The organism is Micromonospora sp. NPDC047527, assembly GCF_040643015.1.
Taxonomy (GTDB): Bacteria; Actinomycetota; Actinomycetes; order Mycobacteriales; family Micromonosporaceae; genus Micromonospora.
On sequence record NZ_JBEYTK010000002.1, the window covers coordinates 371,520 to 395,792 of the forward strand.

At 71.8% G+C, this 24,273-nt stretch carries 22 protein-coding genes and 1 pseudogene; 8 read left to right on the forward strand and 15 right to left on the reverse strand.

The window, feature by feature from the left end:
* Positions 1-119: 119 nt before the first annotated feature.
* Positions 120-1,724 (reverse strand): LPXTG cell wall anchor domain-containing protein, encoded by a 1,605-nt coding sequence (locus ABZ808_RS10570; protein ID WP_357003517.1) that lies wholly within the window; start codon positions 1,722-1,724, stop codon positions 120-122.
* Positions 1,725-1,915: 191 nt separating this feature from the next.
* Positions 1,916-2,128, reverse strand: coding sequence for a hypothetical protein (locus ABZ808_RS10575; protein WP_357003519.1), 213 nt, complete (start codon positions 2,126-2,128; stop codon positions 1,916-1,918).
* 125 nt (positions 2,129-2,253) lie between these two features.
* Between ABZ808_RS10575 and ABZ808_RS10580 the strand changes: the two genes are divergently transcribed.
* Together ABZ808_RS10580 and fbaA are read left to right on the forward strand one after the other, a co-directional pair.
* Positions 2,254-2,637, forward strand: a complete 384-nt coding sequence (locus ABZ808_RS10580; RefSeq protein WP_357003521.1) for a phage holin family protein — start codon at positions 2,254-2,256, stop codon at positions 2,635-2,637.
* Between the two features lie 135 nt (positions 2,638-2,772).
* Entirely contained in the window at positions 2,773-3,798 is a 1,026-nt protein-coding gene (gene fbaA, locus ABZ808_RS10585) for a class II fructose-bisphosphate aldolase (RefSeq protein ID WP_357003523.1), read from the forward strand.
* Positions 3,799-3,848: 50 nt separating this feature from the next.
* Here the strand turns inward: fbaA and ABZ808_RS10590 are convergent, their stop codons facing one another.
* Positions 3,849-5,039, reverse strand: coding sequence for a hypothetical protein (locus ABZ808_RS10590; RefSeq protein ID WP_357003525.1), 1,191 nt, complete (start codon positions 5,037-5,039; stop codon positions 3,849-3,851).
* Positions 5,040-5,288: 249 nt separating this feature from the next.
* On the opposite strand from ABZ808_RS10590, the gene ABZ808_RS10595 reads away from it, so the two are divergent.
* On the forward strand, positions 5,289-5,717 hold the full coding sequence (locus ABZ808_RS10595; RefSeq protein WP_357003527.1) for a DUF3151 domain-containing protein: 429 nt from the start codon (positions 5,289-5,291) through the stop codon (positions 5,715-5,717).
* Positions 5,718-5,762: 45 nt separating this feature from the next.
* Here the strand turns inward: ABZ808_RS10595 and ABZ808_RS10600 are convergent, their stop codons facing one another.
* A complete protein-coding gene (locus tag ABZ808_RS10600; protein ID WP_357003529.1) occupies positions 5,763-7,886 on the reverse strand; it encodes a chromosome partitioning protein in 2,124 nt (707 codons plus the stop codon).
* A 71-nt stretch (positions 7,887-7,957) separates the two neighbouring features.
* Positions 7,958-9,004 (reverse strand): hypothetical protein, encoded by a 1,047-nt coding sequence (locus ABZ808_RS10605; RefSeq protein WP_357003531.1) that lies wholly within the window; start codon positions 9,002-9,004, stop codon positions 7,958-7,960.
* 122 nt (positions 9,005-9,126) lie between these two features.
* Here ABZ808_RS10605 and ABZ808_RS10610 point away from each other — a divergent pair, with 122 nt between their 5' ends.
* The 4 genes and pseudogenes from ABZ808_RS10610 (at position 9,127) to purD (ending at position 12,878) form a co-directional block, all read left to right on the forward strand.
* A complete protein-coding gene (locus ABZ808_RS10610; protein ID WP_357003533.1) occupies positions 9,127-10,416 on the forward strand; it encodes an adenylosuccinate synthase in 1,290 nt (429 codons plus the stop codon).
* Between the two features lie 177 nt (positions 10,417-10,593).
* Positions 10,594-10,731: pseudogene (locus ABZ808_RS10615) on the forward strand (type IV toxin-antitoxin system AbiEi family antitoxin domain-containing protein); the annotation flags it as partial.
* Between the two features lie 516 nt (positions 10,732-11,247).
* Entirely contained in the window at positions 11,248-11,529 is a 282-nt protein-coding gene (locus ABZ808_RS10620; protein ID WP_357004876.1) for a DUF559 domain-containing protein, read from the forward strand.
* A 98-nt stretch (positions 11,530-11,627) separates the two neighbouring features.
* On the forward strand, positions 11,628-12,878 hold the full coding sequence (purD, locus tag ABZ808_RS10625; protein ID WP_357003535.1) for a phosphoribosylamine--glycine ligase: 1,251 nt from the start codon (positions 11,628-11,630) through the stop codon (positions 12,876-12,878).
* Between the two features lie 55 nt (positions 12,879-12,933).
* On the opposite strand, the gene ABZ808_RS10630 is transcribed toward purD, so the two are convergent.
* From ABZ808_RS10630 to ABZ808_RS10640, 3 genes are all read right to left on the reverse strand, one after another.
* Positions 12,934-14,496 carry an AMP-binding protein gene (locus tag ABZ808_RS10630; protein WP_357003537.1) on the reverse strand — a complete coding sequence of 521 codons (1,563 nt, stop codon included), beginning with the start codon at positions 14,494-14,496 and terminating at the stop codon, positions 12,934-12,936.
* Between the two features lie 147 nt (positions 14,497-14,643).
* Complete coding sequence (locus ABZ808_RS10635; protein WP_357003539.1) at positions 14,644-15,858, reverse strand: acyl-CoA dehydrogenase family protein; 1,215 nt, start codon at positions 15,856-15,858, stop codon at positions 14,644-14,646.
* Position 15,859: 1 nt separating this feature from the next.
* Positions 15,860-16,312 (reverse strand): SCP2 sterol-binding domain-containing protein, encoded by a 453-nt coding sequence (locus tag ABZ808_RS10640; protein ID WP_357003541.1) that lies wholly within the window; start codon positions 16,310-16,312, stop codon positions 15,860-15,862.
* Between the two features lie 70 nt (positions 16,313-16,382).
* Between ABZ808_RS10640 and ABZ808_RS10645 the strand changes: the two genes are divergently transcribed.
* A complete protein-coding gene (locus tag ABZ808_RS10645) occupies positions 16,383-17,027 on the forward strand; it encodes a TetR/AcrR family transcriptional regulator (protein WP_357003543.1) in 645 nt (214 codons plus the stop codon).
* A 42-nt stretch (positions 17,028-17,069) separates the two neighbouring features.
* Here ABZ808_RS10645 and ABZ808_RS10650 read toward each other — a convergent pair whose 3' ends face one another.
* The 7 genes from ABZ808_RS10650 to ABZ808_RS10680 form a co-directional block, all read right to left on the reverse strand.
* Complete coding sequence (locus ABZ808_RS10650) at positions 17,070-17,684, reverse strand: DedA family protein (RefSeq protein ID WP_357003545.1); 615 nt, start codon at positions 17,682-17,684, stop codon at positions 17,070-17,072.
* Between the two features lie 117 nt (positions 17,685-17,801).
* Complete coding sequence (locus ABZ808_RS10655) at positions 17,802-19,064, reverse strand: adenylosuccinate synthetase (RefSeq protein ID WP_357003547.1); 1,263 nt, start codon at positions 19,062-19,064, stop codon at positions 17,802-17,804.
* On the reverse strand, positions 19,061-20,020 hold the full coding sequence (locus ABZ808_RS10660; RefSeq protein ID WP_357003549.1) for a hypothetical protein: 960 nt from the start codon (positions 20,018-20,020) through the stop codon (positions 19,061-19,063). Before ABZ808_RS10660 ends, ABZ808_RS10655 begins: the two co-directional genes overlap by 4 nt.
* 9 nt (positions 20,021-20,029) lie before the next feature.
* A complete protein-coding gene (locus tag ABZ808_RS10665) occupies positions 20,030-21,001 on the reverse strand; it encodes a serine/threonine protein kinase (RefSeq protein WP_357003551.1) in 972 nt (323 codons plus the stop codon).
* Entirely contained in the window at positions 20,998-21,753 is a 756-nt protein-coding gene (locus ABZ808_RS10670; RefSeq protein ID WP_357003553.1) for an NUDIX domain-containing protein, read from the reverse strand. Before ABZ808_RS10670 ends, ABZ808_RS10665 begins: the two co-directional genes overlap by 4 nt.
* A 93-nt stretch (positions 21,754-21,846) precedes the next feature.
* A complete protein-coding gene (locus tag ABZ808_RS10675) occupies positions 21,847-22,914 on the reverse strand; it encodes a MaoC/PaaZ C-terminal domain-containing protein (RefSeq protein WP_357003555.1) in 1,068 nt (355 codons plus the stop codon).
* Positions 22,914-24,263, reverse strand: coding sequence for a 3-oxoacyl-ACP reductase (locus ABZ808_RS10680; RefSeq protein WP_357003557.1), 1,350 nt, complete (start codon positions 24,261-24,263; stop codon positions 22,914-22,916). The genes ABZ808_RS10675 and ABZ808_RS10680 overlap by 1 nt, the downstream gene beginning before the upstream one ends.
* Between the last annotated feature and the right edge of the window lie 10 nt (positions 24,264-24,273).

The following is a 24,273-nucleotide window of genomic DNA, read 5'->3' on the forward strand; positions in this document are numbered from 1 at the left end:
TGAGCACGTCTGCCCCAACGGGCGGCAGGCCCTCCGGCGGGATCAACGGTGGTCGCTGCCACAACGACGGTGCCCCGCCGACCGAAATGGTCGGCGGGGCACCGGTCGGGTGGGACGGATCAGGCCACGAAGCGGGTCCGGCGACGCTTCGCCACCAGGAAGCCGCCGAGGCCCGCGGCGAGCAGCAGGGCGCCGAGGCCGGCGATCAGGCCGGTGGGCTGACCGGTGATCGGCAGCGCGCCGCCGTCGTCACCGCCCTGCCCACCACCGTTGCCGCCGCCGTTACCGCCACCGTTACCGTTGCCGCCGGTCGAGTTCACCAGGATCTTGGCCACGTCGTTGGCCGGCTTCAGGTCCTCGGTGAAGCCATCGCACTCGCACTTGGCGTTGATGGTTACGGTGCCCGTCGCGTTCTCGATCACCTTGTCGATCCGCAGACTGATGTCGACCGTCTGCTCCTCGCCGACGCCGATGAAGATGTCCGGGTAGCAGCGGTAGAGCTTCATGCCCGGCTTGCCGGCGTTCGCCCAGTCCTGCGTGTCGCCGTTGAGAGGCGCGCAGACGTCGGGCACCTTGACGGCGGTGGTGCCCGCCGGTACAGCGATGTCGATCTTCGTGACCGGCGTGCCCGAGCGACCGAAGTCGAGCGCTGCCGGCCCGTCGTTACGAACCCCGAGGGTGGCCTTGACCACGTCGCCCGCCTTGCCGGCCAGCGTGTCACCGACCGCTACCAGGTCGGCACCATTCTTGCCGTTGACCTGGACTGTCATCCCGGACCCGTTGTTCGTGGGATCGGTGTCGGCCTGGAACCCGCGCGCCGTCGTCTTGGTGGTATCCGAAAGACTCAGAACGGGGCCGTTGCCCGGCTGCCCCGCCGAGACGCCGCGCGAGCGGAGGTAGGCGCTGTAGTCCTCGAACTCGGCGATGGTCATCCAGTTGTAGTAGCCGTACTCCTTGCCCGGCGCGTAGGTGTCCTTGCCGAGCAGGTAGGGCAGCGACGCTGAGCGCGTTTGCTCGGCGGCGGTCGCCTCGGAGAAGCTGCAGGTCCGCAGGCGACCATCCGCGTAGGTGCAGTTGCTGTACTGCTTCTCGGGGCGGATCGAGTGGTCCAGGTCGAAGACCGCGACTGCGCCCTTCACCTCGGTGCTACCGGCGTTGCGCAGCGTGAGCGGCGCGCTGAACCTGCCCCCGGGCGCGGTCGACACGGTGGTCTCCTCGCTTGGGGCAGCCAGGTCGACGCCTTCGCCGATCCGCACCTTGGCGGTGTGGCTGGCCGGAGCGAAGCCCTTGGCGGCGACCGTGACCTTGAGGTCACCAGCGTCCCCGTCCTTAGCCTTCGCGGTCGGTGCCATGACCACGTTGAAGAAGCCGGAGTAGGCCCACTCGTAGAGGTCGGTCTCGAAGGGGGTGGTGCAGACCAGGACGCCCGACTGACGTGGCTCGCAGTCGAACTCGCTTTCAGGAGTGACCGTGAGGACCCCGTCGAGATCACGGAAGTCGTATTGGACGGTGAGCCCGTCGACGACCACGGACTTGGAGGCGGACAGCAGAGGTGAGTCGATCTTGCCCGTGGACCCTGCGGCGACAGTGGTGTCGGTGAAGAAGACGCCCAGTTTGACGGGCGCCTCCTCGGCGGCGGCGACGGCGGGGCTGGCGGAGGCGGCGACGAGCGCGCCTGCGACGCCCAGCCCGGCGAGCCAACGCCGGGTGGAGTGGGTGAGCATGAAGGGGATCCTCCAGTAGGGGATTCAGTGCAGCCTGCGGATCTTAAGAACTTCCCAAGGTCCGCCGCTGCCCTGATCACCACCCAGCGCCAAGGTGCACCGCAAAGTTCAGCAAGCGTTTCCGCGACGTTCGGTTAACCCTTTCCCGGTCGGCGGGCCGGAGGCCGGGCAGCCCGCCGCCGCCGACGGGGTCAGCGGTAGTCGTCCTCGTCGCCGGTTACCACCCGGGCCTGCTCCATCGCGTCCCAGTCGTCGACCTCCAGGCCGCGGTGCGGCTCGGAGTCGATGTCGGTGGGGCCGACCACGGCCGCCTGCTCGACGGCGTCGGCCGGCTCCGCCTCGGGGTCGCGTTCGTCCGCGGCGAGGTGGTCGCCGGGGACGAAGTCCTCATCAGGCTGACCCATGCTGCTCCCTCCCGGGTTCTCGGGGCACGGTTCCCACCACCGTACGGGCTGTGCCGGCGCGGCGCGCGGAAGCCGACTCGGCCGAATCACCCCGTCACGGTGCGACCCGATGCCAGGATGGGGCGGTGGGCTTCCTCATCCGGCTGGTGATCACCGCGGTCGCGCTGTGGATAACCACGCTCATCGTGCCCGGGGTCGACGTGCACGGCCGCTCGGGCAGCAACACGGTGTTGACGCTGATCGTGGTGGCGCTCATCTTCGGTGTGATCAACGCGGTGCTCAAGCCGGTGATCAAGGTCGTCGGTTGTGTGTTCTACCTGCTGACCCTGGGCCTGTTCGCGCTGGTGGTCAACGCGCTGCTCTTCCTGCTCACCGACCGGATCGCCCGCGGGCTCGACCTGCCGTTCCACGTAGACGGCTTCTGGGCGGCGTTCTGGGGAGCGATCGTGATGACCGTGGTCACCTGGCTGATCAGCGTCATCGTGCCGGACAGTCTGGGTGAGCGGTGAACGGCTAGCCCTGGGGCGATTGGCCCCGCGCACCTCGTCTACGGGATACTGCCGGGCGGAGGACAGCGCGGTCCGGCGCACAAATGAACAACAGCGGCCAGCACGGCCGAGAGTGGTTAGTAAGGAGCGTTTGACATGCCCATCGCTTCCCCCGAGGCTTACGCGGAGATGTTGGACCGCGCCAAGGCTGGCCGGTACGCGTACCCCGCGATCAACGTGACCTCCTCCCAGACGCTGAACGCGGCGCTGAAGGGCTTCGCCGACGCGGAGAGCGACGGCATCATCCAGGTCTCCACCGGTGGTGCCGAGTACCTGTCCGGTCCCTCGATCAAGGACATGGTCACCGGCGCGGTGGCGTTCGCCGCGTACGCGCACGAGGTGGCCAAGAAGTACTCGGTCAACATCGCGCTGCACACCGACCACTGCCCGAAGGACAAGCTGGACGGGTTCGTCCGTCCGCTGATGGCCATCTCGCAGGAGCGGGTGAAGCGCGGCGAGGAGCCGCTGTTCCAGTCGCACATGTGGGACGGCTCGGCCGTGCCGGTCGCCGAGAACCTGCAGATCGCCTCCCAGCTCCTCGACGAGGCCGCCAAGGGCAAGATCGTCCTTGAGATCGAGGTCGGCGTCGTCGGTGGCGAGGAGGACGGCGTCGAGAACGCCATCAACGACAAGCTCTACACCACCACCGAGGACGGCCTGGCCATGGTCGAGGCGCTCGGCCTCGGCGAGAAGGGCCGCTACATGGCGGCGCTGACCTTCGGCAACGTGCACGGCGTCTACAAGCCGGGCAACGTGAAGCTCCGCCCCGAGATCCTCAACCAGATCCAGGAGGCGGTCGGCGCCAAGTACGGCAAGGACAAGCCGCTCAGCCTGGTCTTCCACGGCGGCTCGGGCTCCCTGCTGAGCGAGATCCGTGAGGCGCTCGACTACGGCGTGGTGAAGATGAACATCGACACCGACACCCAGTACGCCTTCACCCGGCCCGTCGCGGACCACATGCTGCGCAACTACGACGGCGTGCTGAAGATCGACGGCGAGGTCGGCAACAAGAAGCAGTACGACCCGCGTGCCTGGGGCAAGGCCGCCGAGGCTGGCCTGGCCGCCCGCGTCGTCGAGGCGTGCGAGCACCTGCGCTCCACCGGCACCTCGATGTCCAAGTAACGACGTACCGTCCGACGGCCGGCTCTCCCACGGGGAGCCGGCCGTCGCCGTCAGGTCGTCAACAGTCGTACGGCCTCATGCACGTCGTCGGTGAGGTGGATCGTCGACGACAAATCGCCGAACGGGGAGGCGGTCAGCAGCGGGCGCAACAACGCCTCCACCGGCAGCTCCCGCGTCCAGTAGTCGCGGTCCAGGAAGATGTACGCGCCGCTGGCCCCGTCGGTGCCGTAGTAGGTCTTGGTGGCCGCCTGGAACACCTCCTGCACGGTGCCCGCCCGGCCTGGGGCGAAGACGATGCCGCCCCGAGCGAGCCGCAGGATGGTGTCCTCCCGGATCGCGTTGGAGAAGTACTTGGCGATCCGCCCGGCGAACAGGTTCGCCGGCTCGTGCCCGTACAGCCAGGTGGGGATGGCCAGCCCGCCGGCTCGTGCCCAGCCGGCGTCGCCGCGTTGCCGGGGCACGCCCGCGTACCGCTGCCGCACCGTCAGCGCCACGGCCGTGTACCGCTGGTGGTCGGCGAAGTCGGGCGCGGTGGCCAGCAGGTCGATCGCCGCCGTCAGGTCCGTCGCCGGCTGGTCCGCCAGGAACGCGCCGAGGTTCGCCGCCTCCATCACCCCCGGGCCGCCGCCGGTCACCACCAGCCGGTCGGCCCGGGCCAGCTCCCAACCCAGCACGGCCGCCATCCGGTACGGGGGGCTGCCGCGTCGTACCGCGTGGCCGCCCATGATGCCCACCACCGACTGCGGCCCGTGCCCGGCCAGCCAGGCCCGGGTGGCGTCGGCGAGGGCGTTGTCCACGCCGTGGTCGTGCAGCCGCTGACCGAGCGCCTCCTTCACGTCCGGCAGCGCCCCGCCGTGCGCCCGGTAGTGCTCGTACACCCGGGTGTCGTACATCCCGGCGAAGCCGCCCTCGGCGAACCCGGCGGCCAACTCCTCCGGGGTGTAGAGATGTGTCGGCTGGGTCGGGTACGGCAGCCCGGAGAACGGCGGCACCACGTTCGCGCCGCGCCGGACCAGGTCGGCGCCGACGTCCCGGGAGGCGAACCGGCAGCCGACGAAGAGGGTGCCGGCGACCTCGATACCGGTCAGGTCGGGTGCCGGGGCGAGGTCGAGGCGCAGCCCCTGCACGGTCAGCCCGGTCAGGCGGCCGGTGGTCAACTGTCGGTCGAACTCGTCCCGGGTCTGGATCTCGCCGGGGTGCAGGTGCGGCTCGATGACGTCCGCGGGAGGTGGGGTCGGCACCGGGCCATCCTGCCCCCTTGCCGGAGTCGGCCAAACCTCGGGCGGAGGGGTGAACTGACAGGAGCCCGATGGTGGTGGCCATCGGGCTCCTGCATAACCGGGTCCTGGGGAGGCTCCGGACCATTAGTTGTAGTGGAAAACACCGGGCGGCGGCATAGGCCGCAGGCGTGACCAAATCCTCAGCCGTTCAGCGGAACACGTCAGCCGACCCGCTCGCGTGTCGCCCCGCTCAGCGGGTTGAATGGGGCGATGCAGAACCTTTTGCCAGAGCCACCGGCCACCCTCCTGCCGGCGGACGACGAGGCCGACGCCGCCCTGGCCGCCGCCGAGGAGGCCGGCACCGACGAGGCGTTCGCCGAGGTGGCGGCCCGATTCCCGACCTACAGCGCGGCCTGGGCCGAGCTCGGGGCGCGGGCGTTCGCGAACGGCCAGGTGGTGACGGGGTACGCGTACGCCCGCACCGGCTACCACCGTGGCCTCGACCAACTGCGCCGTAGTGGCTGGAAGGGCCACGGGCCGGTGCCGTGGTCGCACGAGCCCAACCGGGGCTTCCTCCGCTGCCTGTACGTGCTGTCCCGGGCTGCCGACGAGATCGGCGAGGCCGACGAGGCGGCCCGCTGCGCCCAGTTCCTGCGCGACTGCGACCCGGCGGCGGCCGACGCGTTGGCCAGCAACTGACACCCGACCGAAGGCCGGCCCGGCGCCGGGCCGGCCTTCGGTGGGCTACAACCCTTCGGCGACCGCGGCGGCGATCTTCAGCCAGGCGTCCCGGGTGGCCGAGGAGAGCCCGCCGTAGCGGATCGGCTCGCCGCTGTCGATGAGCCGCTCGTACGGGGCCAGCAGCACCGCCCGGGTCCGGGCCGCGAAGTGCTCCTGGATGGCCGGCAGGTCGATCTCCTTGCGCGACGGCGGCATCGACACCACGGTCACCGCCTGCCGGACCAACCGTTGCCGGCCGCTCTGCTCCAGGTGGTCGAGCATTCGGGCGGCGGTCTCCGCCGAGTCGTTACGGGCGGACATGGTGACCACGAGCTGGTCGGTGGCGTCCATCGAGGCCTGCCAGTTCTGCGCCCGGACGTTGTTCCCCGTGTCCACGAAGATCAACTTGTAGAACCGGCTGACCACCTCGCGGATCTCGGCGAACGCGGCCGCCGTGAGCATCTCGCCACCGGTCGCCGACTCGTCCGACGCAAGCACGTCGAACATCCCCTCGCCCTGCGAGCGGACGTACTGCGACAGGTCGCCGACCCGCCCGTGCGCGCCCTGGAACTGCCCGAGGTCACGCAGCATGTCGCGCACCGTGCGGGAGTGGAAATCCTGCTGGGCCCGCATCCCGAGGGTGCCCTGGGTCTCGTTGTTGTCCCAGGCCAGCACGTAGCCGCCGCGCTTCTGACCGAACGTCATGGCGAGCAGCAGGATGGCCACCGTCTTGCCGGCGCCGCCCTTCGGGTTGACCACGGTCACCTGCCGCAGCCCGCCGAAGTTGCGGCGCACCATCTCGATGTCCCGCTTGAGCTCCTGCTCGTGCCGCCCCGGTGAGAGCCGGACCAGCCCGATCTTGTTGACCACCGCGCGTACACCCATGGTGGCCACCGGATCGGCGGGCCGTACCTGCCGTCGCCGGGCGAAATCCTCGGCGGTCGGCGCCGCCGTGGTCTCCGGCGTCCAGGTGGCGTCCTGGTAGCCGGCGGCCGGCACCCGGGCCACCGGATCGGTCTCCTGGTACGCCTGCGGCGGCGCCGGTGGAGCCCCGGTCGCGCCCTGCTGCCAGGGCGGCGGATACCAGCCCGGTGACGGCGGGAACGGCCCCGGGGGCGGGGCCTGCTGGGGATCGGGTGGGGGCGGGACCGGTGCCTGGCCGGGGATCGTCGGCGTGTACGCCTGACCCGAGTAGGTCTGACCGGCGTACGTCTGCCCCGTCCCGGCGGCCGGGCCGGCGACCTGCGGCGGCTGCGGGACGGGCGGGGCGGGGATCGGGGGTGTCGCGGTGGCGGCCTGGTCGTGTGCCGACGGAGGTGAACCGGCCGGCCGCTGCGGCGGATACGCCCACGGCGACTCGGTGGTCGGCCGGGCCGTACCGACCGCGGCACCGTCCTCGCCAGAGCCGTTACCGACGCTTCCCGACCCGCCTTGAGTTTCCGGTCCGCCCTGAGTTCCTGGTCCGCCCGCTGCCGGCTCGCCTGCCGTGGGTGTTGCGGGTCCGGTCGCTGTTTCTGGCGCGGTCGTCGGACGGTCGGTGGGCGCGGTGGTTGCCGGCGGGCGGTCCAGGGAGAACGGCAGGTCCAGGTCGACGCCGCCCGGCGTGATCGGCGGGGTGGGGACGGTAGCCGAACCCGGCTCGCCGGACTGCGCCGCCCCGAACGCGGTGCCCGCCGCTTCGGTCGAGTTCGGCGTGGCGGTGCTCGACGGCCCCGTTTCGGCGCCTGGTGTGGCACCGCTCGTCGGGGCGGTGACGGGTCGGGCGTCGTCCGGCGTGTCGGCTGGTGGCCAACTCGGCTGGGCCGGAGCCCAGCCCGATCCCGCGCCACCGGTGGCTCCCCAGCCGGTCGGCGGCGGCACCGTACCGCTCAGCGACGGATAGTCGGACGGCGACGGCGGGGGCAGGGGCGTCGCCCCCGGCTGCCCGGGGACCGGCGGACGGCCGATCGGTGGCGCGGCCACCGGCGGCGAAACGGTCGACGGCGACACCGCCAACGGGCCGCCCCGCGTCTCGGCGACCGCCGCCCACGGTGGCACCACGTCATCCGTGCCCCGGTCGGTCGGCTCCGGGGGCCAGAGTGGTTCGATGTCCCGCTCCGGCACCGGCTGCTGGCCGGGCACCTGCGCCCGGTCGGCGTTCTTGTCCATTACGGTTCCTCCCCAGTCCTCCTGCGAGGATAGGCCCATCGATCGACGGGGGCCGGACGACGCAGCCAGGGTCAGATCACCCAGACCGCCCAGGCACCCGGCTCGATCCACCAGGAACGCTTGCGGGTCAGCTCGCCCTCGACACCGTCGTCGAGGTAGGGAACCTTCCCCTCCCTGGGCAGCACCGACACGGCCCGTCCGCGAGCGCGCCGAACCTCCAGGCGTACCCGCTTGCGCCCCAACGCCGAGCGGACGACCACCGGGACGGCCACCGCGACCTCGACCTGGCCGTCGGCCGGGTCCGGTGCGGACAGCAACGTCACGTCGTCGAGCGACGCGTACCCGCCGGCGTTGCCGATCGCGCAGGCCAGTAGCGGTTCGTCGCCATCGGTGAGGATGGCGTCGTCCACCTCCACCCGGGCCCGCCAGTGCAGCGGGCGGCCCGCGTCGTCGGCGGCGCCCAGCAGGGCACCGTCCAGGGTCACCGAGCCGCCGTCGTTGCGCAGCAGGTCCAGGCGGCGCGGCGTGCCGTCCAGCACGGCGGCGGCCACGGCCGCCGGGTCGCGGGGCAGCCCGAGCTGCGCGGCCAGGTCACGGTGGGTGCCACCACGGGCGGGGTCGAGCGGGAGTACGGCAACGGGCGGCAGGTCGGGCAGGGTCCGGTCGCCGGGCAGGTCCGCCGGGCGGCGGCTCGGCGGTGGCGCGTACCGCCGGACCAGCCGGCGCAGCACGGCGCGCAACTGCGCGTCGCTCGCCGTGGCGATGACCAGCCGGGTCTTGCCGTCCGAATCCGGCCAGGTGAGGCCGTCCGGGCGGACCGGGCCGTCGAGTTGGGCGAGCACCGCGTCGATCTCGGCGTCCGACCGGGCGGTGACCGTCTGCACCCGGGCGCCGCGGGCGGTCAGCGCGTCCGCGCAGGCCAGCACCGGCACCCGGGGCCGATCGGTGGCGCACCCGTCGGCGTCGCCCTGCCCGCCACCGCCGGAAGCGCCGCGACCGGCCTCGGTCGATGGTTTCGTGTCGGCCTCGGTCGTGCCGCCGCAGCAGGCTCCGCCGCTGCCGCAGCCCCCGGGAGCGTCCCGCTCCGAAGCGAGGGTGAGCAGCACCACGTCGTACACGGAGGGCCTCCTGACTCTCGGCGCGACCCCTGCCGGCCGCGCCGTCACTACTTGTTAACCTGACACCCCGGGCTCGCCAACCGGTCGCCACCTGGCACCCGAGCCTTCTGGAGGCGGAAAAGATGCCAGCGATCGTGCTCCTCGGCGCTCAGTGGGGCGACGAGGGCAAGGGCAAGGTTACCGACCTGCTGGGTGAGCGGGTCGACTACGTCGTGCGCTACTCCGGCGGCAACAACGCCGGCCACACGGTGATCACCCCGGACGGCCAGAAGTACGCGCTGCACCTGATGCCGTCCGGTGCGCTCTCGCCGAACGCGATGATCGTCATCGGCAACGGTGTGGTGGTCGACCCGAAGGTGCTGCTCGCCGAGATCGACGGCCTGGCCGAGCGCGGCGTCGACGTGTCCCGACTGCGGATCTCCGGTGACGCGCACCTGATCATGCCGCACCACCGGGCGCTGGACCGGGTCATCGAGCGCTACCTCGGCTCGTCCCGGATCGGCACCACCGGGCGGGGCATCGGCCCGGCGTACGGCGACAAGGTGGCCCGGATCGGCATCCGGCTCCAGGACCTGCTCGACCCGGGCATCCTGCGCAAGAAGCTGGAACTCGCCCTGCGCGAGAAGAACCAGATCCTGTTCAAGGTCTACAACCGCAAGGCGATCGACCTTGAGGCGACCGTCGAGGAGTACCTGGCGTACGCGGAGCGGCTCAAGCCGTACATCGCGGAGACCCGGGCGATGCTCTGGGACGCCCTGGACCGGGGCGAGACGGTGCTGCTGGAGGGTGCGCAGGCCACCATGCTCGACATGGACCACGGCACGTACCCCTTCGTGACCTCGTCCAACCCGACCGCCGGTGGTGCCTGCGTGGGCGCTGGCATCCCGCCGACCGCGATCAAGAAGGTGATCGCGGTGAGCAAGGCGTACACCACGCGGGTCGGTGCCGGGCCGTTCCCGACCGAGCTGTTCGACGCGAACGGCGCGCACCTGCGCAAGATCGGTGCGGAGTACGGCACCACCACCGGGCGGGAGCGCCGGTGCGGGTGGTTCGACGCGGTCGTGGCCCGGTACGCGTGCCGCCTCAACGGTGTCACCGACCTGGTCATCACCAAGCTGGACGTGCTCACCGGCCTGCCCAAGGTGCCGATCTGCGTCGGCTACGAGATCAACGGCGTCCGGGTCGACGACATGCCGATGAGCCAGACGGACTTCCACCACGCCACGCCGGTGTACGAGGAACTGGACGGCTGGTGGGAGGACATCACCAAGGCCCGCTCGGTCGAAGACCTCCCGGAGAACGCCCGCCGCTACATCGCCCGCGTAGAGGAACTCTGCAACACCCGAGTGAGCGTGGTAGGCGTAGGCCCAGGCCGAGAAGAAAACGTCCAAATCCACCCCCTCCTCCCCTAACCCCACCCACCCTCCTGCTGCGCCTTTCCCCGGTGATCAAGAGGTTTGCGTCAGATTCGAGCGGAATCCTGACGGGAATCTCTTGATCACCGGGAGAGGCGGCGGGGTTTTCCACAGGGCCTCGGTGGTTGTCCACAGGGGCTTCGGTGGAGCGGGGCGGGTGGGCAGGGTGAGGCGGTGGGACCTCACCAGCTTCTTCGCGACGCCGCAGCCCGCCAGGATGGGATGATCACTCTGGCGCAGGCGCTGCGCGCCGGCCTGACCAGGGACCAGGTTCGACAGCTGCACCGGTCCGGCAGTTGGCAACGAATTCTGCGTGGATGCTTCGTCCCCGGTGTGGAGTTGAGCGATTCGGCAATGCGGCGGGCGCGCATCCGGGCGGCGCTGGTGAGCCTCGGGCCGAGCGCCTTTGCTGTTCTGGACACCGCTCTTGAGCTACACGGCATCGCGGGTCTTCGCCGGACTCTGCTGGTTCACGTCTCGGTGCCGGTTGATCACCCACGACCCCAGCGCGCTCTCGCGCCGTGGCTGATCGTGCATCAGGTCACCGTTCGTCCCGGCGACGTCGCCGAGGTCGTGGGCGTTCGCGCGACCTCTCCGCTTCGCACCGTCTCGGACGTCATCCTCCGGGTCGATCGCTACCCGGCCGTCTCTGTCCTCGACTCAGCACTGAACCAGGACCACCTCACCCCGGAACAGTTGACCCTGATGCCGGGTCTCATTAGGGGGCGGCGGGGTGCTGTGGCGGCCCGCAGTCACCTCGCCGAAGCGGATGGCCGTGCCCAGTCACCCCTGGAAACCCGCACCCGGCTGCGATGTGTCGATGGTCGAGTGCCTCCGGACGCCCTCCAGTTGGAGGTACGCGACGACGACGGATACCTGCTCGGCGTCGGTGATCTGGGCTGGCGCGGCCCGAGGGTGATCGCAGAGGCGGACGGCCGGGACGTCCACGGCACACCGGAGGCGGTCTACACCGACCGCCGTAGACAGAACCGCCTGGTCAACGCCGGTTGGACCATCCTCCGCTTCACCTGGCAGGACACCTTGAACCCCGACTACATCCCGCACACCGTCCGCCAGGCGATTGCCGCCGCCCGCTACCGAACCCCGTGATCAAGAGATTTGCGTCAGAAACAAGCCGAACCTTGACACAAACCTCTTGATCACCGGCTGTCAACAGGGGTGGGGGCGGGGGCAGTAGGATCTCGGACGTGCGGGTTCTCTTGGTGGGTGGTGGCGGGCGGGAGCATGCGCTTGCGCTTGGGTTGGTGGCCGACTCGGCTGTTTCTGCGTTGATTGCGGCACCGGGTAACCCCGGGATCGCTGGCGTGGCTGAGCTGCGGGCCGTGGACGCTTCCGATTCGGCCGCAGTGGCGGCGCTGGCCGTGGAGACTGCCGCTGACCTGGTGGTGATCGGGCCGGAGGCGCCACTGGTTGCCGGGGTCGCCGACGCCGTACGCGCCAAGGGCATCGCCGTGTTCGGCCCCTCGGGTGAGGCTGCCCAGTTGGAGGGCTCGAAGACCTTTGCCAAGGACGTGATGACGGCCGCCGGTGTGCCAACGGCACGCGCCTACACCTGCACTGACCCGGAGAGCACCGCGCGGGCGCTCGACGAGTTCGGCGCACCGTACGTGGTGAAGGACGACGGCCTCGCCGCCGGCAAGGGCGTGGTGGTCACCGACGACCGGGCCGCCGCGCTGGCCCACGCGCGGGAGTGTGGCCGTGTGGTGGTCGAGGAGTTCCTCGACGGCCCGGAGGTCAGCCTCTTCGTGGTCACCGACGGTGAGGCGGCGCTGCCGCTGCTGCCCGCACAGGACTTCAAGCGGATCGGCGACGGCGACACCGGCCCGAACACCGGCGGCATGGGCGCGTACGCGCCGCTGCCCTGGACCCCGCCCGGCCTGGTCGACGACGTCATGCACGACGTGGTCCACCCGACCCTGGCCGAGATGCGCCGTCGGGGCACGCCGTTCGCCGGTCTGCTCTACGTCGGGCTGGCGATGACCGCCGCCGGCCCTCGGGTGATCGAGTTCAACGCCCGCTTCGGCGACCCGGAGACCCAGGTGGTGCTCGCGCTGCTGGAGACCCCGCTGGGCGGGCTGCTGCACGCGGCGGCAACCGGCACGCTGGCCGAGCACCCGCCGCTGCGTTGGCGGGACGGCGCCGCGGTCACCGTGGTGCTGGCCGCGCAGGGTTACCCGGCCGCGCCGCGTACCGGTGACGTGATCACCGGCGCGGACCGTCCGGGCATCATCCACGCCGGCACCGCCCTCCGGGCCAGCGACGGCGCGTTGCTGTCCGCCGGCGGCCGGGTGCTCTGCGGTACGGCCACCGGCACCGATCTGGCCGCCGCCCGGGACGCCGCGTACGCGCTGGTGGACGGGGTGGAGTTGGCCGGCTCGCAGCACCGGACCGACATCGCCGCCGCGGCGGTCGACGGCCGGATCACGATCCCCGGCTGAACCCAGGCGGAATCACCGAGCGTGGCCAGCGCGCTGTTCGGCGCTACGTCAACCCTCAACTGACGTAGCGGCGCAGCTCCCGCGTGAGCACCTTGCCGGTGGCGTTGCGGGGCAGGTACTTCACGTAGACCACGTCCCGGGGTACGGAGAAGCGGGCCAGGTAGTGCCGGACGTACTCGCGGACCGCGTCGGGGTCGAGCGTCTCGCCGGGGTGCAGGGCGAGGAACGCGGCCAGTCGCTGGCCGTACTCGGGGTCGGGTACCCCGATCACCGCCGTCTCGCGTACCTGCGGCAGCCGGGCGAGCAGGTCCTCCACCTCGGATGGGAAGACGTTCTCGCCGCCAGAGACGATCATGTCGTCGGCTCGGCCGTCGACGAAGAGCAGCCCGTCGGCGCTGAGCCGGCCGAGGTCGCCGGTGTCGAGCAGGCCGCCCCGGCTCTCCCGGCTGGCACCGGAGGTGTAGCCCTCAAAGAGCATCTCGTTGCCGACGAAGATCCGCCCGACGTGTCCCTTCGGCACGGGCTGGCCGTCGTCGTCGAGGATCTGTACGCGGGTGCCGTACGGCGGCCGGCCGGCCGAGGTGGGGGCGTGGCGCAGGTCCTGCGGGCCGGCGATGGACGCCCAGGAGACCTCGGTGGAGCCGTACAGGTTGTAGATGACGTCGCCGTAGACGTCCATGAACTTCGGCGCCAGCCCACCCGGCAGCGCTGACCCACTGACCGCGACGGCCTTGAGCGTGGGGCGCGGCTCCGGTGGGGGCACCTCCAGCAGTCGCTGGACCATCACGGGTACGGCGAACAGGGCGTCACACCGGTGCGCCGCCAGGGCGGCGAGCGTGGCGGCCGGGTCGAAGCGGCGGTGCAGCACGATTGTGGCGCGCAGCGCGAAGCTCAACTGGAGAGCGGCGAACCCCCAGGTGTGGAAGATCGGTGCGGCGATCATCACGCGGTCCCGGACGTGCAGCGGGATGCGGTCGATGATGGACACGAGCGGGCCGAACCCGTTCGGTGTGCGCCGGCGGGCGCCCTTGGGCGCACCGGTGGTGCCGGAGGTGAGCACGATGATCCGGCCGTCGCGCTCTGGTGGCCGCAGCTCGCCCGGCAGCGCCCCGGCCACCAGCTCCTCGCGGGCGCGCTCGTCGAGGCGGGGCAGTTCGGCGGGGAGCGCCAGGACCCGTTCGGCGAACTCGTCGTCGTGCACCAGTAGCCGTAGCTGCTGTTCCTCGGCGACCGTGCCCAACTGGGCCGCGGAGAGCCCGGTGTTGACGAGGACCGCGTCGGCGCCGAGCAGGGTGGCCGCCACGATCGCCTCGATGAACCCGTGGTGGTTGCGGCAGAGCAGACCGATTCGGTCGCCGGCCTGTACGCCGAGCCCGGCCCGCATCGACCGGGCCATTCGTTCGGCCCGGTCGAGGAGGTCCTGATAGGTCAGCTCGATGCCGTCCTCGTCGATGATCGCCGGACGGCCGGGGTCTCGGGCGGCTGCCTGACGTAGTTCGCCGGCGAGACTCCACCCCCAGGTGCGCAACGCGTTGAGCTGCGAGACGATGCGGACCGGCCGGCCGGGGGTGAGCAGGCCGCGACGGGTCAGCGTGGCAACGACAAACGGCAGGTCCATGCCGCAGACCTCCTTGGGGTTGGTACGCGGACGGGTTTCCTGGCCCGGCCCCTGCCAAGGCGAGTCGGGCCAGGAAACCGACGGGATGGAGACGCGCCCGGGTCAGCAGCCGGCCAGGACGCGAGGTCGGGCCGACGTGCTGATCGGTTAGCGGATCTGCATACCGGAGATCGCTCGGGAGATCACCAGTCGTTGGATCTCGGAGGTGCCCTCGAAGATGGTGTAGATCTTCGCGTCCCGGTACCAGCGCTCCACCGGGTGGTCGCGCACGAAGCCGGCCCCGCCGAGCAGCTGTACGGCCCTGTCGGTGACCGACACCGCCACCTCGCCGGCCTTGAGCTTGGACATCGAGCCCTCGCCGGCCGTGAACGGGCGGTTGTTGCGGCCCATCCAGGAGGCCCGCCAGACCAGCAGCCGTGCCGCGTCGATCTCCATCCGCATGTCGGCCAGCGTGAACGCGACCGCCTGGTTCTCGATGATCGGCCGGCCGAACTGGACCCGGTCCTTGGCGTAGTCCAGGGCGTACTCGTAGGCGGCCCGCGCCACGCCGAGCGCCTGGGCGCCCACCGTCGGTCGGGACAACTCGAAGGTACGCATCGCGGCCTGTCCGGTGGCCCGCTGTCCGGAGCGGGCCCGGTCGAGGCGTTGCAGCAGCGCGTCCCGACCGCCGAGCAGGCACCGCCCAGGCACCCGTACGTCGTCGAGGAAGACGTCGGCGGTGTGCGACGCGCGGAGGCCGAGTTTGCGCAGCTTGCGGGTGGCGGCCAGGCCGGGGGTGCCGGGCGGTACGACGAACGCGGCCTGGCCGCGGGAGCCGAGCGTGGGGTCGACCGAGGCGGTGACCACGTGCACGCCGGCGATGCCGCCGTTGGTGGCGTACGCCTTCTGCCCGTTCAGCACCCACTCGTCGGTCGCCTCGTCGTAGACGGCGCGGCTGCGCATGGCGCCGACGTCGGAGCCGGCCTCCGGCTCGCTGGTGCAGAACGCGGCGACGGCCGGCGAGTCGACGTCGCCGAAGCACTGCGGCACCCATTCGACGAGCTGGTCGGGGGTGCCGGCGCCGTAGATGGCGGCGACGGCGAGCGAGGTGCCGAAGATGCTCAGCCCGATGCCGGCGTCACCCCAGAAAAGTTCCTCGCTGGCGATGGGCAGGGAGAGCCCGGTCGGGTCGGCCCAGCAGGTGGCGAGGAACTCGAAGCCGTAGAGGCCGACCTTGGCGGCCTCCTGGATCACCGGCCAGGGGGTCTCCTCGCGCTCGTCCCACTCGGCGGCGGCCGGGCGCACGACCTCGGCGGCGAAGCCGTGCACCCAGTCCCGCAGGTCCCGCTGTTCCTCGTTCAGGTCGAGCGAGAACTCGGCCATGTCAGGCCTTGGGGATGTCGAACAGGTTGGCGATGTTGGCGGCGAGACCGAGGTCGCCCTTGGCCTTCAGCTTGCCGGTCATGAACATCATCACCGGGTTGGCGCCACCGGAGACGATCTTGAGGAACTCCACCGGGCCCATGGTGAGGCTCAGCTTCGGGTCGTGCTGCGGAGTCTCGTTCACCTGGCACTTGCCGTCGGCGATGACCACCTCGTAGGTGTCGCTGCCGCCGTCCGGGCGACCGGTGACGACCCAGTGGATGACCGCGTTGGTGGAGCCGGCCCGGTCCGCGCGGAACAGCGACGGCATCCGGCCGAATACCTCGCCGAGGACCTTGCCGCGCAGGTCTCCGGACATCACCTGAGCGATCTTGTCGTCCGGGGTGGACTTGACCAGCTTGGCGAACTCCTTGGGGCCGACGTTGGCAAAGGTGGCCGGGTCGAAGTCAGTCATGAGATGCGCCTTCCGGGGAGATTTGCCTACTGGTGCGTAACCCTACGCACGAGTAGGTATGCTCGCAAGGGTGTCCACCCCTCCCGCCTTCAAGCGCCTGCCGCGCGCCGTCCGTGAGCAGCAGATGCTCGACGCGGCGGTGAAGGTCTTCTCCAAACGTGGCTTTCACGCAGCCAGCATGGACGAGATTGCGGAGGACGCCGGCATCTCCAAGCCGATGGTCTACGCGTACCTCGGGACGAAGGAAGAGCTCTTCGTCGCCTGCCTGCACCGCGAGGGCACCCGCATGATGCAGGCCATCGCCGGGGCAGCCGCCCCCGATCTGCCGGCGGACGTTCGGCTCTGGCGCGGCCTGAAGGCGTTCTTCGGCTTCGTGGGCGCGCACCGCGACGGCTGGGCGGTGCTCTACCGGCAGGCCCGGGGGGAGCAGCCCTTCGCCGGTGAACTGGCCGCCATGCGGGCCCGGCTGGTCGAGGTGGTCGCCGGGATGCTCGACCACGCGCTGCGCGCCGAGGGCCGCGAGGTCAGCGCCGTCGACCTGGAGGTCGTCGCGTACGCGCTGGTGGGCGCCACCGAGTCGCTGGCCGACTGGCTCGCCGACCACCCGGACGCCGACCCGGAGAAGACCGCCACCCGGATGATGAACGTGGCCTGGCTCGGCGCCGGCCAACTTCTGCACGGCGTCACCTGGCACCCACAGCAGGACCCTGCCTGACCACCGCTCGGCGGCGGGGCCGGCCGGTACGCAACGAACGCGTCAGCGACGGGCGCGCTGGTGGGCGCGGCGGCGGAGCCAGCGGATCAACTCCAGCAGGAACGTGATCGCCACCGAGAGGCCGATCCCGGCGATGATGCCCTTGATGGGGTGGCGCTCGAAGACGAGTCCACCGAAGTAGCCGAGCAGCCCGCAGTACAGCGCCCAGGTGATCGCCGCGATCGTGTCGTAGAGCAGGAACGTCCGGCGGGGGTACCGCACCGCGCCCATGGTCAGGGTGACGGCCGTCCGACCTCCCGGCACGTACCGGGAGGTCGTCAGGATCACCCCGCCGCGCCGGTCCACCGCGCGTCGGGCCCACTCGGTGCTGGCCTGCCGGCGGCTGCCGTCGGGAAACCGGGCGAGCCGGTGCGCGCCGCCGCCACGCCCGATGGCGTACGAGATGTGGTCACCCACGAGCGCGCCGAGGGCGGCGGTGGTGATCACCAGGGCCAGGTTGGGGCGACCGCCGTCGGCGGCGAGCACGGCTGCGGTGATCACCGCCGCCTCGCCCGGCACGGCGGGGAAGAACGCGTCGACCGCGGTGAGCCCGAAGATCAGCAGGTACACCCAGGGTGAGGTGACCAGCTGCCGGAGCAGGTCGAGCGCCGATTCCATGCCCCCCATGCTCGCCGGGCGCGACCCGCCCGGGTGTCGAGTCGCCGGATCACCACCGCCCGGGAGTTGTGCACCCACCACCCGTCCGGGCGTAACGCACCTACCACCGCCCGGGCGTTACGCCGAGTGGACCAGGGCTGGCGGGGCGAGCAGCGGGCCGTGCGGCGTCTTGTCGTCGGTGGTGGGGCCGTGCGAGGTCAGCACCACCGGCGCGCCCAGCTCGGCGCCGACCGCCCCCGCCCAGTCCGACGGCGGGTCGTCGTAGATCGGGCGGGAGTGCAGCAGGCGGGCGGTGAGCGCGGCCTGCCGGTCCAGGTCGCCGGGCGGCCCCGGGGTGAGCCGGTCGGTGGTGTCGTACCGGCGGCAGATGCGCAGGTCAGGGCCGGCGAGGTCGAGGTGGGTCAGCGCCAGGCCGTCGACCCCGCCGACTGCGGCGAGGGCGTACCGGTGGGCGACGGCGTCGAAGTGGCCGAACCGGAACGGACCTTGCCACGGGTTCGTGGCGTTGTGCCGGTCGGTGAACGGCAGCGCCGGGTCCTCGGTCACCAGTGGGCCGGCCCCGTGCCGGGTGGTGACCAGCCGGAGGACTCCGATCCGGGTCACGGCGCCGGGCAGGCCCGCCTCGGCGAGCAGGCCGTCGACGTTGGCGAACGTGGTGGTGCTCCACGTCGTGTACGGGTGGAAGCCGTGCCACTCGTCGAGCAGCACCCCCTGCGCGCCCTCGAAGACGCACGTCCCGGCGCGCAGCGCCCCGGCGAGCCAGCTCTCGTCGACGATCGCGACCCGCCCGGCGAACCCGGTGAACGCGGGCAGGCAGTCCTCGACCGGCGGCGCGTCCAGCGGGCCGAGCTCGGCGGTCAGCCGGTCCCGCAGGGCGGTCAGCCTGCGGCGCAGCAGCGCCGGGCGATGGCAGTCGGCGACCCGTGGCGCGTCGTCGGGGTGGGCGAGACCGTACGCGACGGCCTCGCCCACCCCCAGCCCGCAGGAGCCGTGCCGGTCGGCTCCCCGGGCGATCTCCCGAGCCCGGTTGGCGGCCCGGTGGTACGGGGTGGCAAGCAGCGCCGCCCCGTCCACGGTCAGCCGGTCGAGCGCGTCGTGCACCCCGACCGTGGCGAGATGGTCGGCCTCGGCGGCCAGCGCCAGCGGGTCCACCACCACGTGCCGCGACAGGTGCGTACGGACACCGGGGTGGAACGTGCCGGCGCCGAACTGCGCGAACGTGTGGTGCCGCCCGTCGCGCAGCACGACGTTGTGTGCCGCCTGCGCGCCCCCGTTGAAACGGACCACGGTGTGCACGGGGCGGGTGGCGCAGAGCCAGTCCACCACCGTGCCCTTACCGGCATCGCCATAGCCGAGGTCGACCACCGCCACGTGCCTCACAGCCGGGTCACCCCGCCGGTGGTGTCACGGAAGGCCGGCAGCGTCGACACCTCGGCGCGCCGCCCCCGGTTGAGACGGGCCAGCGCCTTCGACACGGTGCCGGTGGCGCCGGAACCGGCGCGGTCCAGGTCGCGCAGGCCCTCGTCCAGGTCGATGGCCTGCTCGCCGAGGCCGATGGTGAGCGCGATGGTCTCGCAGACCGCGTCGAGGTCGTCGAGGACCACGGTGTTCTGCCCGAGCAGGTCCCGCCAGAAGTCCAGCACCTTGGCGTTGCCGGCGTAGTGGCTGCCGGCGGGGAGCAGAAAGTAGGTGTCCCAGCGGCGGGTCACCTCGTCCACGATCTGCCGCAGCGGCATGTCCTCGGCCAGGTCGTCGCCCATCAGGCCGGCCACCTCCCGCGCCTTCACCTGCGGGTACGCCAGCTCGTCGCCGATGATGAACAGGTAGCCGCGCCGGCCGCGCTTCTCCCAACTGTCGGTGACGGTGTGCCGGGCCATGAAGTACATGGCCAGCTCGTACGACTCGGTCATCTGCCCGCCGCCACCGCCTTCGAGGACGATCCGTCCGAGGTCGTCGTCCATCCGGTTGTCCGACTCGAACTGGCCGACCTGCAACGGCACCCGGTCGCAGGTGGCGTCGCCGATCGCGCCGAACATGATCTGCGGGTCGCTGGCGTAGCCCTGCCGTTGCAGCAGCCCGAGCAGCTGCGGCAGCTTGGTCTGCAGGACACGCGGCACCTTGAGCATCGAGCCGGTCACGTCGAAGAGCACGGCGACGGGCGTCGACTGCGGGTGCTCGGCGGAGTCGCGGCTCTCGCGGGCCGCGTCGCGGGGGTCGAGTGCGGAGTGCACGGTGCGCGCCCCGCTGTCGCTGTAGGAGAAGGCGCTCTTGCCGGTGGACCGGCGGTAGCGGTCGGCGGCGTCGTACACGTCGGTGGACCAGATTCCACTGCCCATGACAGCTCCTTAGGGGGTGAGGGTGAAGGGTCGGAAGGTGCGCGGCCCGTAGAGCCGGTCCAGCACCTGGTCGAGTTCGCGGAGTAGCCGCCACGCGTCGTCGGGGCGGGCGCGCAGGGTTCGCTGCCGGCAGCCCTGGACGAAGTCGAGCAGCTCGCGGGGGGCCTTGCGGTTCAGCAGCGAGGTCATGCAGCGGGTGGCCAGCCAGATGTCGGTGCCCGGCCCGCAGGGCCGCTTCTGCAAGACCTCGGTCGGATACCACTCCTCGTAGCCGGGCACCAGCGCCGGGATCGTGCCCCCGACGGGGGCCGAGAAGCACCAGTCGACAAGCACCAGGCCGTGGGCGTCCGGTTCGATGAGCACGTGCTGCGGCAGCACCGCTCCGTGCACGATCCCGGCGCGGTGGGCCAGGCCGAGCACCACCAGCAGCCGCCGCCACATCCAGGCCACGTCCCGGGCGTCCAACCCGTCCGGGTACGCGCGCCGCACCTCGTCGAGGTCGTGCAGGCCGGGCGCAGTGGCGAGCACGTTGACCCGCCGTTCGGCGCCGGTCGTGGCGTCCCGGTGCGGGAAGTCGTCGACCAGCCGGGGCACGTACGGCAGGTAGCGCGGGTCGCCGCGCTCGGCGATGGTGCGCAGGGCGTGTGCCTCGCGGGCCATCAGGTCGTTGTCGGTGGGTTGCCGGGGGAGTTTGAGCAGCCGGTCGTCGCCGATGTCGTAGAGGTCGGCCAGGTCACCCGAGTGGACCGGCGCGCCGAGGCGGTAGCCGCCGAGGATGGTGACCTGCCGGGCCTGCCACCGGGTGGTGACGTGGATGAACGCGTCGAGGGCCTCGGCGCGTACCCCCGGGTCGGCCGGCAGACGGTCAGGGTGCAGGGCCGCGACCAGCTCGCGGTAGCGACGGGCCGGCTGGTCCGCGCCGAACAGGTCGGCGTCGGTGCGGGCCGCCGCGACCAGGCGGATCGCCTCGGCGGCCCTCATCGCACCGTCTCCTCGCGGGCGGGGCGCAGCAGCGCCGGGTGCAGCAGCCGGGCGTCGCCGGCCCGGTAGAGCCGGGCGCGCGGGCCGCCGCGGGCGCCGCCGCGTTCGGTGCTGGCGCCGGTGCTCTCCACGAAGCCCGGCACGGAGAGCACCTTGCGGTGGAAGTTGCCGGCGTGCAGCGGGTGGCCCCAGACCGTCTCGTAGACGGCGCGCAGCTCGCTGATGGTGAACTCGGCGGCGAGGAAGCGCGTGGCGAGTGGGGTGTATTCGAGCTTGGACCGGGCCCGCTCCAGCGCGTCGTCGATGATCCGGCCGTGGTCGAAGGCGAGCTGCCGGCTGGTCAGCGCCGTCACCGGCAGCCAGATCGCCTCGTCGGCGTCGGTGCCGGCGGCCGGGTCCGGCAGGTCGGGGGCGAACGCGAGGTGCGCGACCGAGACGACACGCATCCGCGGGTCGCGGTCGGGGGCGCCATAGCTGCCCAACTGCTCCAGGTGTACGCGGCGCAGCCCCTCGCCGCCGAGCCCGGTCTCCTCGGCCAACTCCCGTCGGGCACCGGCGGTCAGGTCCTCGTCGGGCTGGACGAAACCGCCGGGCAGCGCCCAGTGCCCCTCGAAGGGTGGCTGGCCCCGCCGGATCAGCAGCAGGTGCAGTGCGTCGTCGCGGATGGTCAGTGCCACCACGTCGACGGTCACGGCGACCGACGGGTAGGCCCCGGGGTCGTATGCGGCCAGGAAGTCCTGCTCGTCAACCATGTCTCTCTCAATCTGAGAACATCTCGTTCTGAGAAGAACTTAGCGCATGAGAACGCCCCTGCCAAGCCCGATGTCCGGTTCGGCAGGGGCGTGTCAGCGCACGAGACCGGCCAGGTGCGGTCGGCCGCGCGAGTCGTGCAGGGCGAACCCGCCGTCCGGCAGGAGGGCGAAGCTCACCGTGCTCGGCAGCGGTACAGGCAGCTTGAAGGCGACCTCGACGGTGTAGGCGTCCGGCAGCCGGTTCTCCAACGCCGCGAGGCAGCGCGCCTTGCTCCACATGCCGTGCGCGATCGGCCGGCGGAAGCCGAACAGCCGCGCCCCGAGCAGGGACGTGTGGATCGGATTGTGGTCCCCGGAAACCCGCGCGTACGCCGTACCGACGCGGGGTTCCACCCGCCAACGGGCCGTACCAGCCGGCGCCTCGGGGCGCTCGCCCCGGTCGCGCCGCTCGCCCCCGCCGGGCGTGCTCTCCCGAGCCAGGTACGTCGACACGCCGCGCCAGACCTCCTCCCCGGCCACCGAGCCGACCAGCACCACGTCCACCTGCCGCCCCCGGTCGTGCGGGCGCAGGTCCTGGGCGTACGTCGTGAAGTCGAGGGTTTCGTCGGCGGTGATCGGGCGGTGCACGGTGATTCGGTTGCCGACGTGCACCAGGCCGGTCAGCGGCAGCGGAAAGTCCGGCGCGGTCATCAGCCTCAGGCTCAGCGGGAAGCCCATGACGTGCGGAAACGTCGCGGGTAGCCGATCGGTGAGCCGGAACCCGCAGACCCGGTCGTAGTCGGCCAGATGCGCCCGGTCGACGGTCACCCCGCCCACGGTCAGCTCGACCGCCGGCAGGCCGGGCCCGCGCCGCCCGCCGCCGATGCCCGGCAGCGCACCGAGCAACGCACGTCGGTACAGGGCACCGGCCGCCGGCATCCGGGGCAGCTCGACGCGCTCCCGGCCGCGGGTGGCCGGACCGGTGTTGGAGAGGTCGCGGGTCGCCTCGGCCGCTGCGGCGGTCAGGTCGTGTGTCTGCTCGGCGCTCAGGTCGTGACCGGAGGGCGCTGGCCGGCGGATCGCGTCCAGGGTCTCCCGTGTCAGGATCTCGGTGGGGCCGTCGATCAGATCGTGGACCGACAGGTCGTCCGGGTCCTCGGTGGGCTGTCCTCTCCTCGCCATCACGCCCCCAGCAGGCTCTGGCCGCAGACGCGTACGACGTTTCCGCTGACCGCACCGGAGGCTGGCCAGGCCAGCCAGCCGATCGTCTCGGCCACGTCCACCGGCAGCCCGCCCTGCGCCAGGCTGTTCATCCGTCGACCCGCCTCGCGGACCACCAGCGGGATACGCGCCGTCAGGCGGGTCTCGATGAAGCCGGGGGCCACCGCGTTGACGCTGATCTCCCGTTCACGCAGGGCCGGGGCGAGGGAGTCGACAAGCCCGATCACGCCGGCCTTGCTGGTGGCGTAGTTGGTCTGCCCCCGGTTGCCGGCGATCCCGGCGATCGAGGAGACCGCCACGATCCGCCCACCTGCCGGGATCAACCCCCGCTCCAGCAGGACATCGTTGATCCTCTCCTGGCTGGAGAGGTTGACGTCGATCACCTGGTCCCACCGGTCGGCGTCCATCCGGCCGAGCGTCTTGTCCCGGGTGATGCCGGCGTTGTGCACCACCACGTCCACGCGGCCCTGCCGACCGGCCAGGTGGTCGGCGAGCCGGGTCGGCGCGTCCGGCGCGGTCAGGTCGAGCTGCACGGCCGTACCGCCGATGTCGTTCGCCACCGCGGCGAGGGCGTCCCCGGCGGCCGGGATGTCCAGCGCCACCACCTGTGCGCCGTCGCGGGCCAGGACCCGGGCCAGCGCCGCGCCGATGCCCCGGGCGGCCCCGGTGACCAGCACGACCTGCCCGTCCAGCGGGCGGTCCCAGTCGGCCGGGGCGCTCGCCGCGCCGGCACCGACCCGGATGGCCTGCCCCGACACGTACGCGGAGCGGCCGGACAGGAGGAATCGGAGGGTCGATTCGAGGCTCGTGAGGGTGCCGGTGTCGGCGCGGGTCACGTAGACGAGTTGCGCGGTGGTGCCCCGGCCGAACTCCTTGCCGATGCTGCGAACGAGCCCTTCGAGAGCGCGCTGGGCGGTCGCCTCGCGCGGGGTCGGGCACTCCGACGGTGGGGTGCCGAGCACGATCACCCGGCCGCTGGGCAGCACCGACCGGGCCTGCGGGTGGAAGAAGTCGTAGAGCTGGCGCAGGTCGGTCGAGTCGGTGATGCCGGTGGCGTCGAAGAGCAACGCCCCGTACCGCTGGGGGGTGGTCGCGGCCTGGTCGGCCAGCTCGACCCCGGCGGCGGTCAGGATCTTGGCGACCGGCTCGGCGAGTCGGCCGCCGGTGGCCGCGCCGAGCAGCGCCGGCCCGGGCAGCAGCGGGTCGCCGGGCTGGTGTCGGCGCAGTCGCGGCGGGTCGGGCAGCCCGAGGCGCTTGACCAGCGCGCGGCCGGCGGCCGATTGGACGAAGCTCGCGTACCTGTCGGTCATGGGCGTAGCC

What these genes read in the sequence shown, in the direction of transcription:
- ABZ808_RS10680 (WP_357003557.1), bottom strand. Translation starts at nt 24,263, where the DNA reads ATGACCGACAGGTACGCGAGCTTCGTCCAATCGGCCGCCGGCCGCGCG.
- ABZ808_RS10650 (WP_357003545.1), bottom strand. Translation starts at nt 17,684, where the DNA reads ATGGAATCGGCGCTCGACCTGCTCCGGCAGCTGGTCACCTCACCCTGG.
- ABZ808_RS10600 (WP_357003529.1), bottom strand. Translation starts at nt 7,886, where the DNA reads ATGGACAAGAACGCCGACCGGGCGCAGGTGCCCGGCCAGCAGCCGGTG.
- ABZ808_RS10595 (WP_357003527.1), top strand. Translation starts at nt 5,289, where the DNA reads ATGCAGAACCTTTTGCCAGAGCCACCGGCCACCCTCCTGCCGGCGGAC.
- ABZ808_RS10675 (WP_357003555.1), bottom strand. Translation starts at nt 22,914, where the DNA reads ATGGCGAGGAGAGGACAGCCCACCGAGGACCCGGACGACCTGTCGGTC.
- ABZ808_RS10570 (WP_357003517.1), bottom strand. Translation starts at nt 1,724, where the DNA reads ATGCTCACCCACTCCACCCGGCGTTGGCTCGCCGGGCTGGGCGTCGCA.
- ABZ808_RS10575 (WP_357003519.1), bottom strand. Translation starts at nt 2,128, where the DNA reads ATGGGTCAGCCTGATGAGGACTTCGTCCCCGGCGACCACCTCGCCGCG.
- ABZ808_RS10665 (WP_357003551.1), bottom strand. Translation starts at nt 21,001, where the DNA reads ATGAGGGCCGCCGAGGCGATCCGCCTGGTCGCGGCGGCCCGCACCGAC.
- ABZ808_RS10630 (WP_357003537.1), bottom strand. Translation starts at nt 14,496, where the DNA reads ATGGACCTGCCGTTTGTCGTTGCCACGCTGACCCGTCGCGGCCTGCTC.
- fbaA (WP_357003523.1), top strand. Translation starts at nt 2,773, where the DNA reads ATGCCCATCGCTTCCCCCGAGGCTTACGCGGAGATGTTGGACCGCGCC.
- ABZ808_RS10670 (WP_357003553.1), bottom strand. Translation starts at nt 21,753, where the DNA reads ATGGTTGACGAGCAGGACTTCCTGGCCGCATACGACCCCGGGGCCTAC.
- ABZ808_RS10610 (WP_357003533.1), top strand. Translation starts at nt 9,127, where the DNA reads ATGCCAGCGATCGTGCTCCTCGGCGCTCAGTGGGGCGACGAGGGCAAG.
- ABZ808_RS10635 (WP_357003539.1), bottom strand. Translation starts at nt 15,858, where the DNA reads ATGGCCGAGTTCTCGCTCGACCTGAACGAGGAACAGCGGGACCTGCGG.
- ABZ808_RS10660 (WP_357003549.1), bottom strand. Translation starts at nt 20,020, where the DNA reads ATGGGCAGTGGAATCTGGTCCACCGACGTGTACGACGCCGCCGACCGC.
- ABZ808_RS10640 (WP_357003541.1), bottom strand. Translation starts at nt 16,312, where the DNA reads ATGACTGACTTCGACCCGGCCACCTTTGCCAACGTCGGCCCCAAGGAG.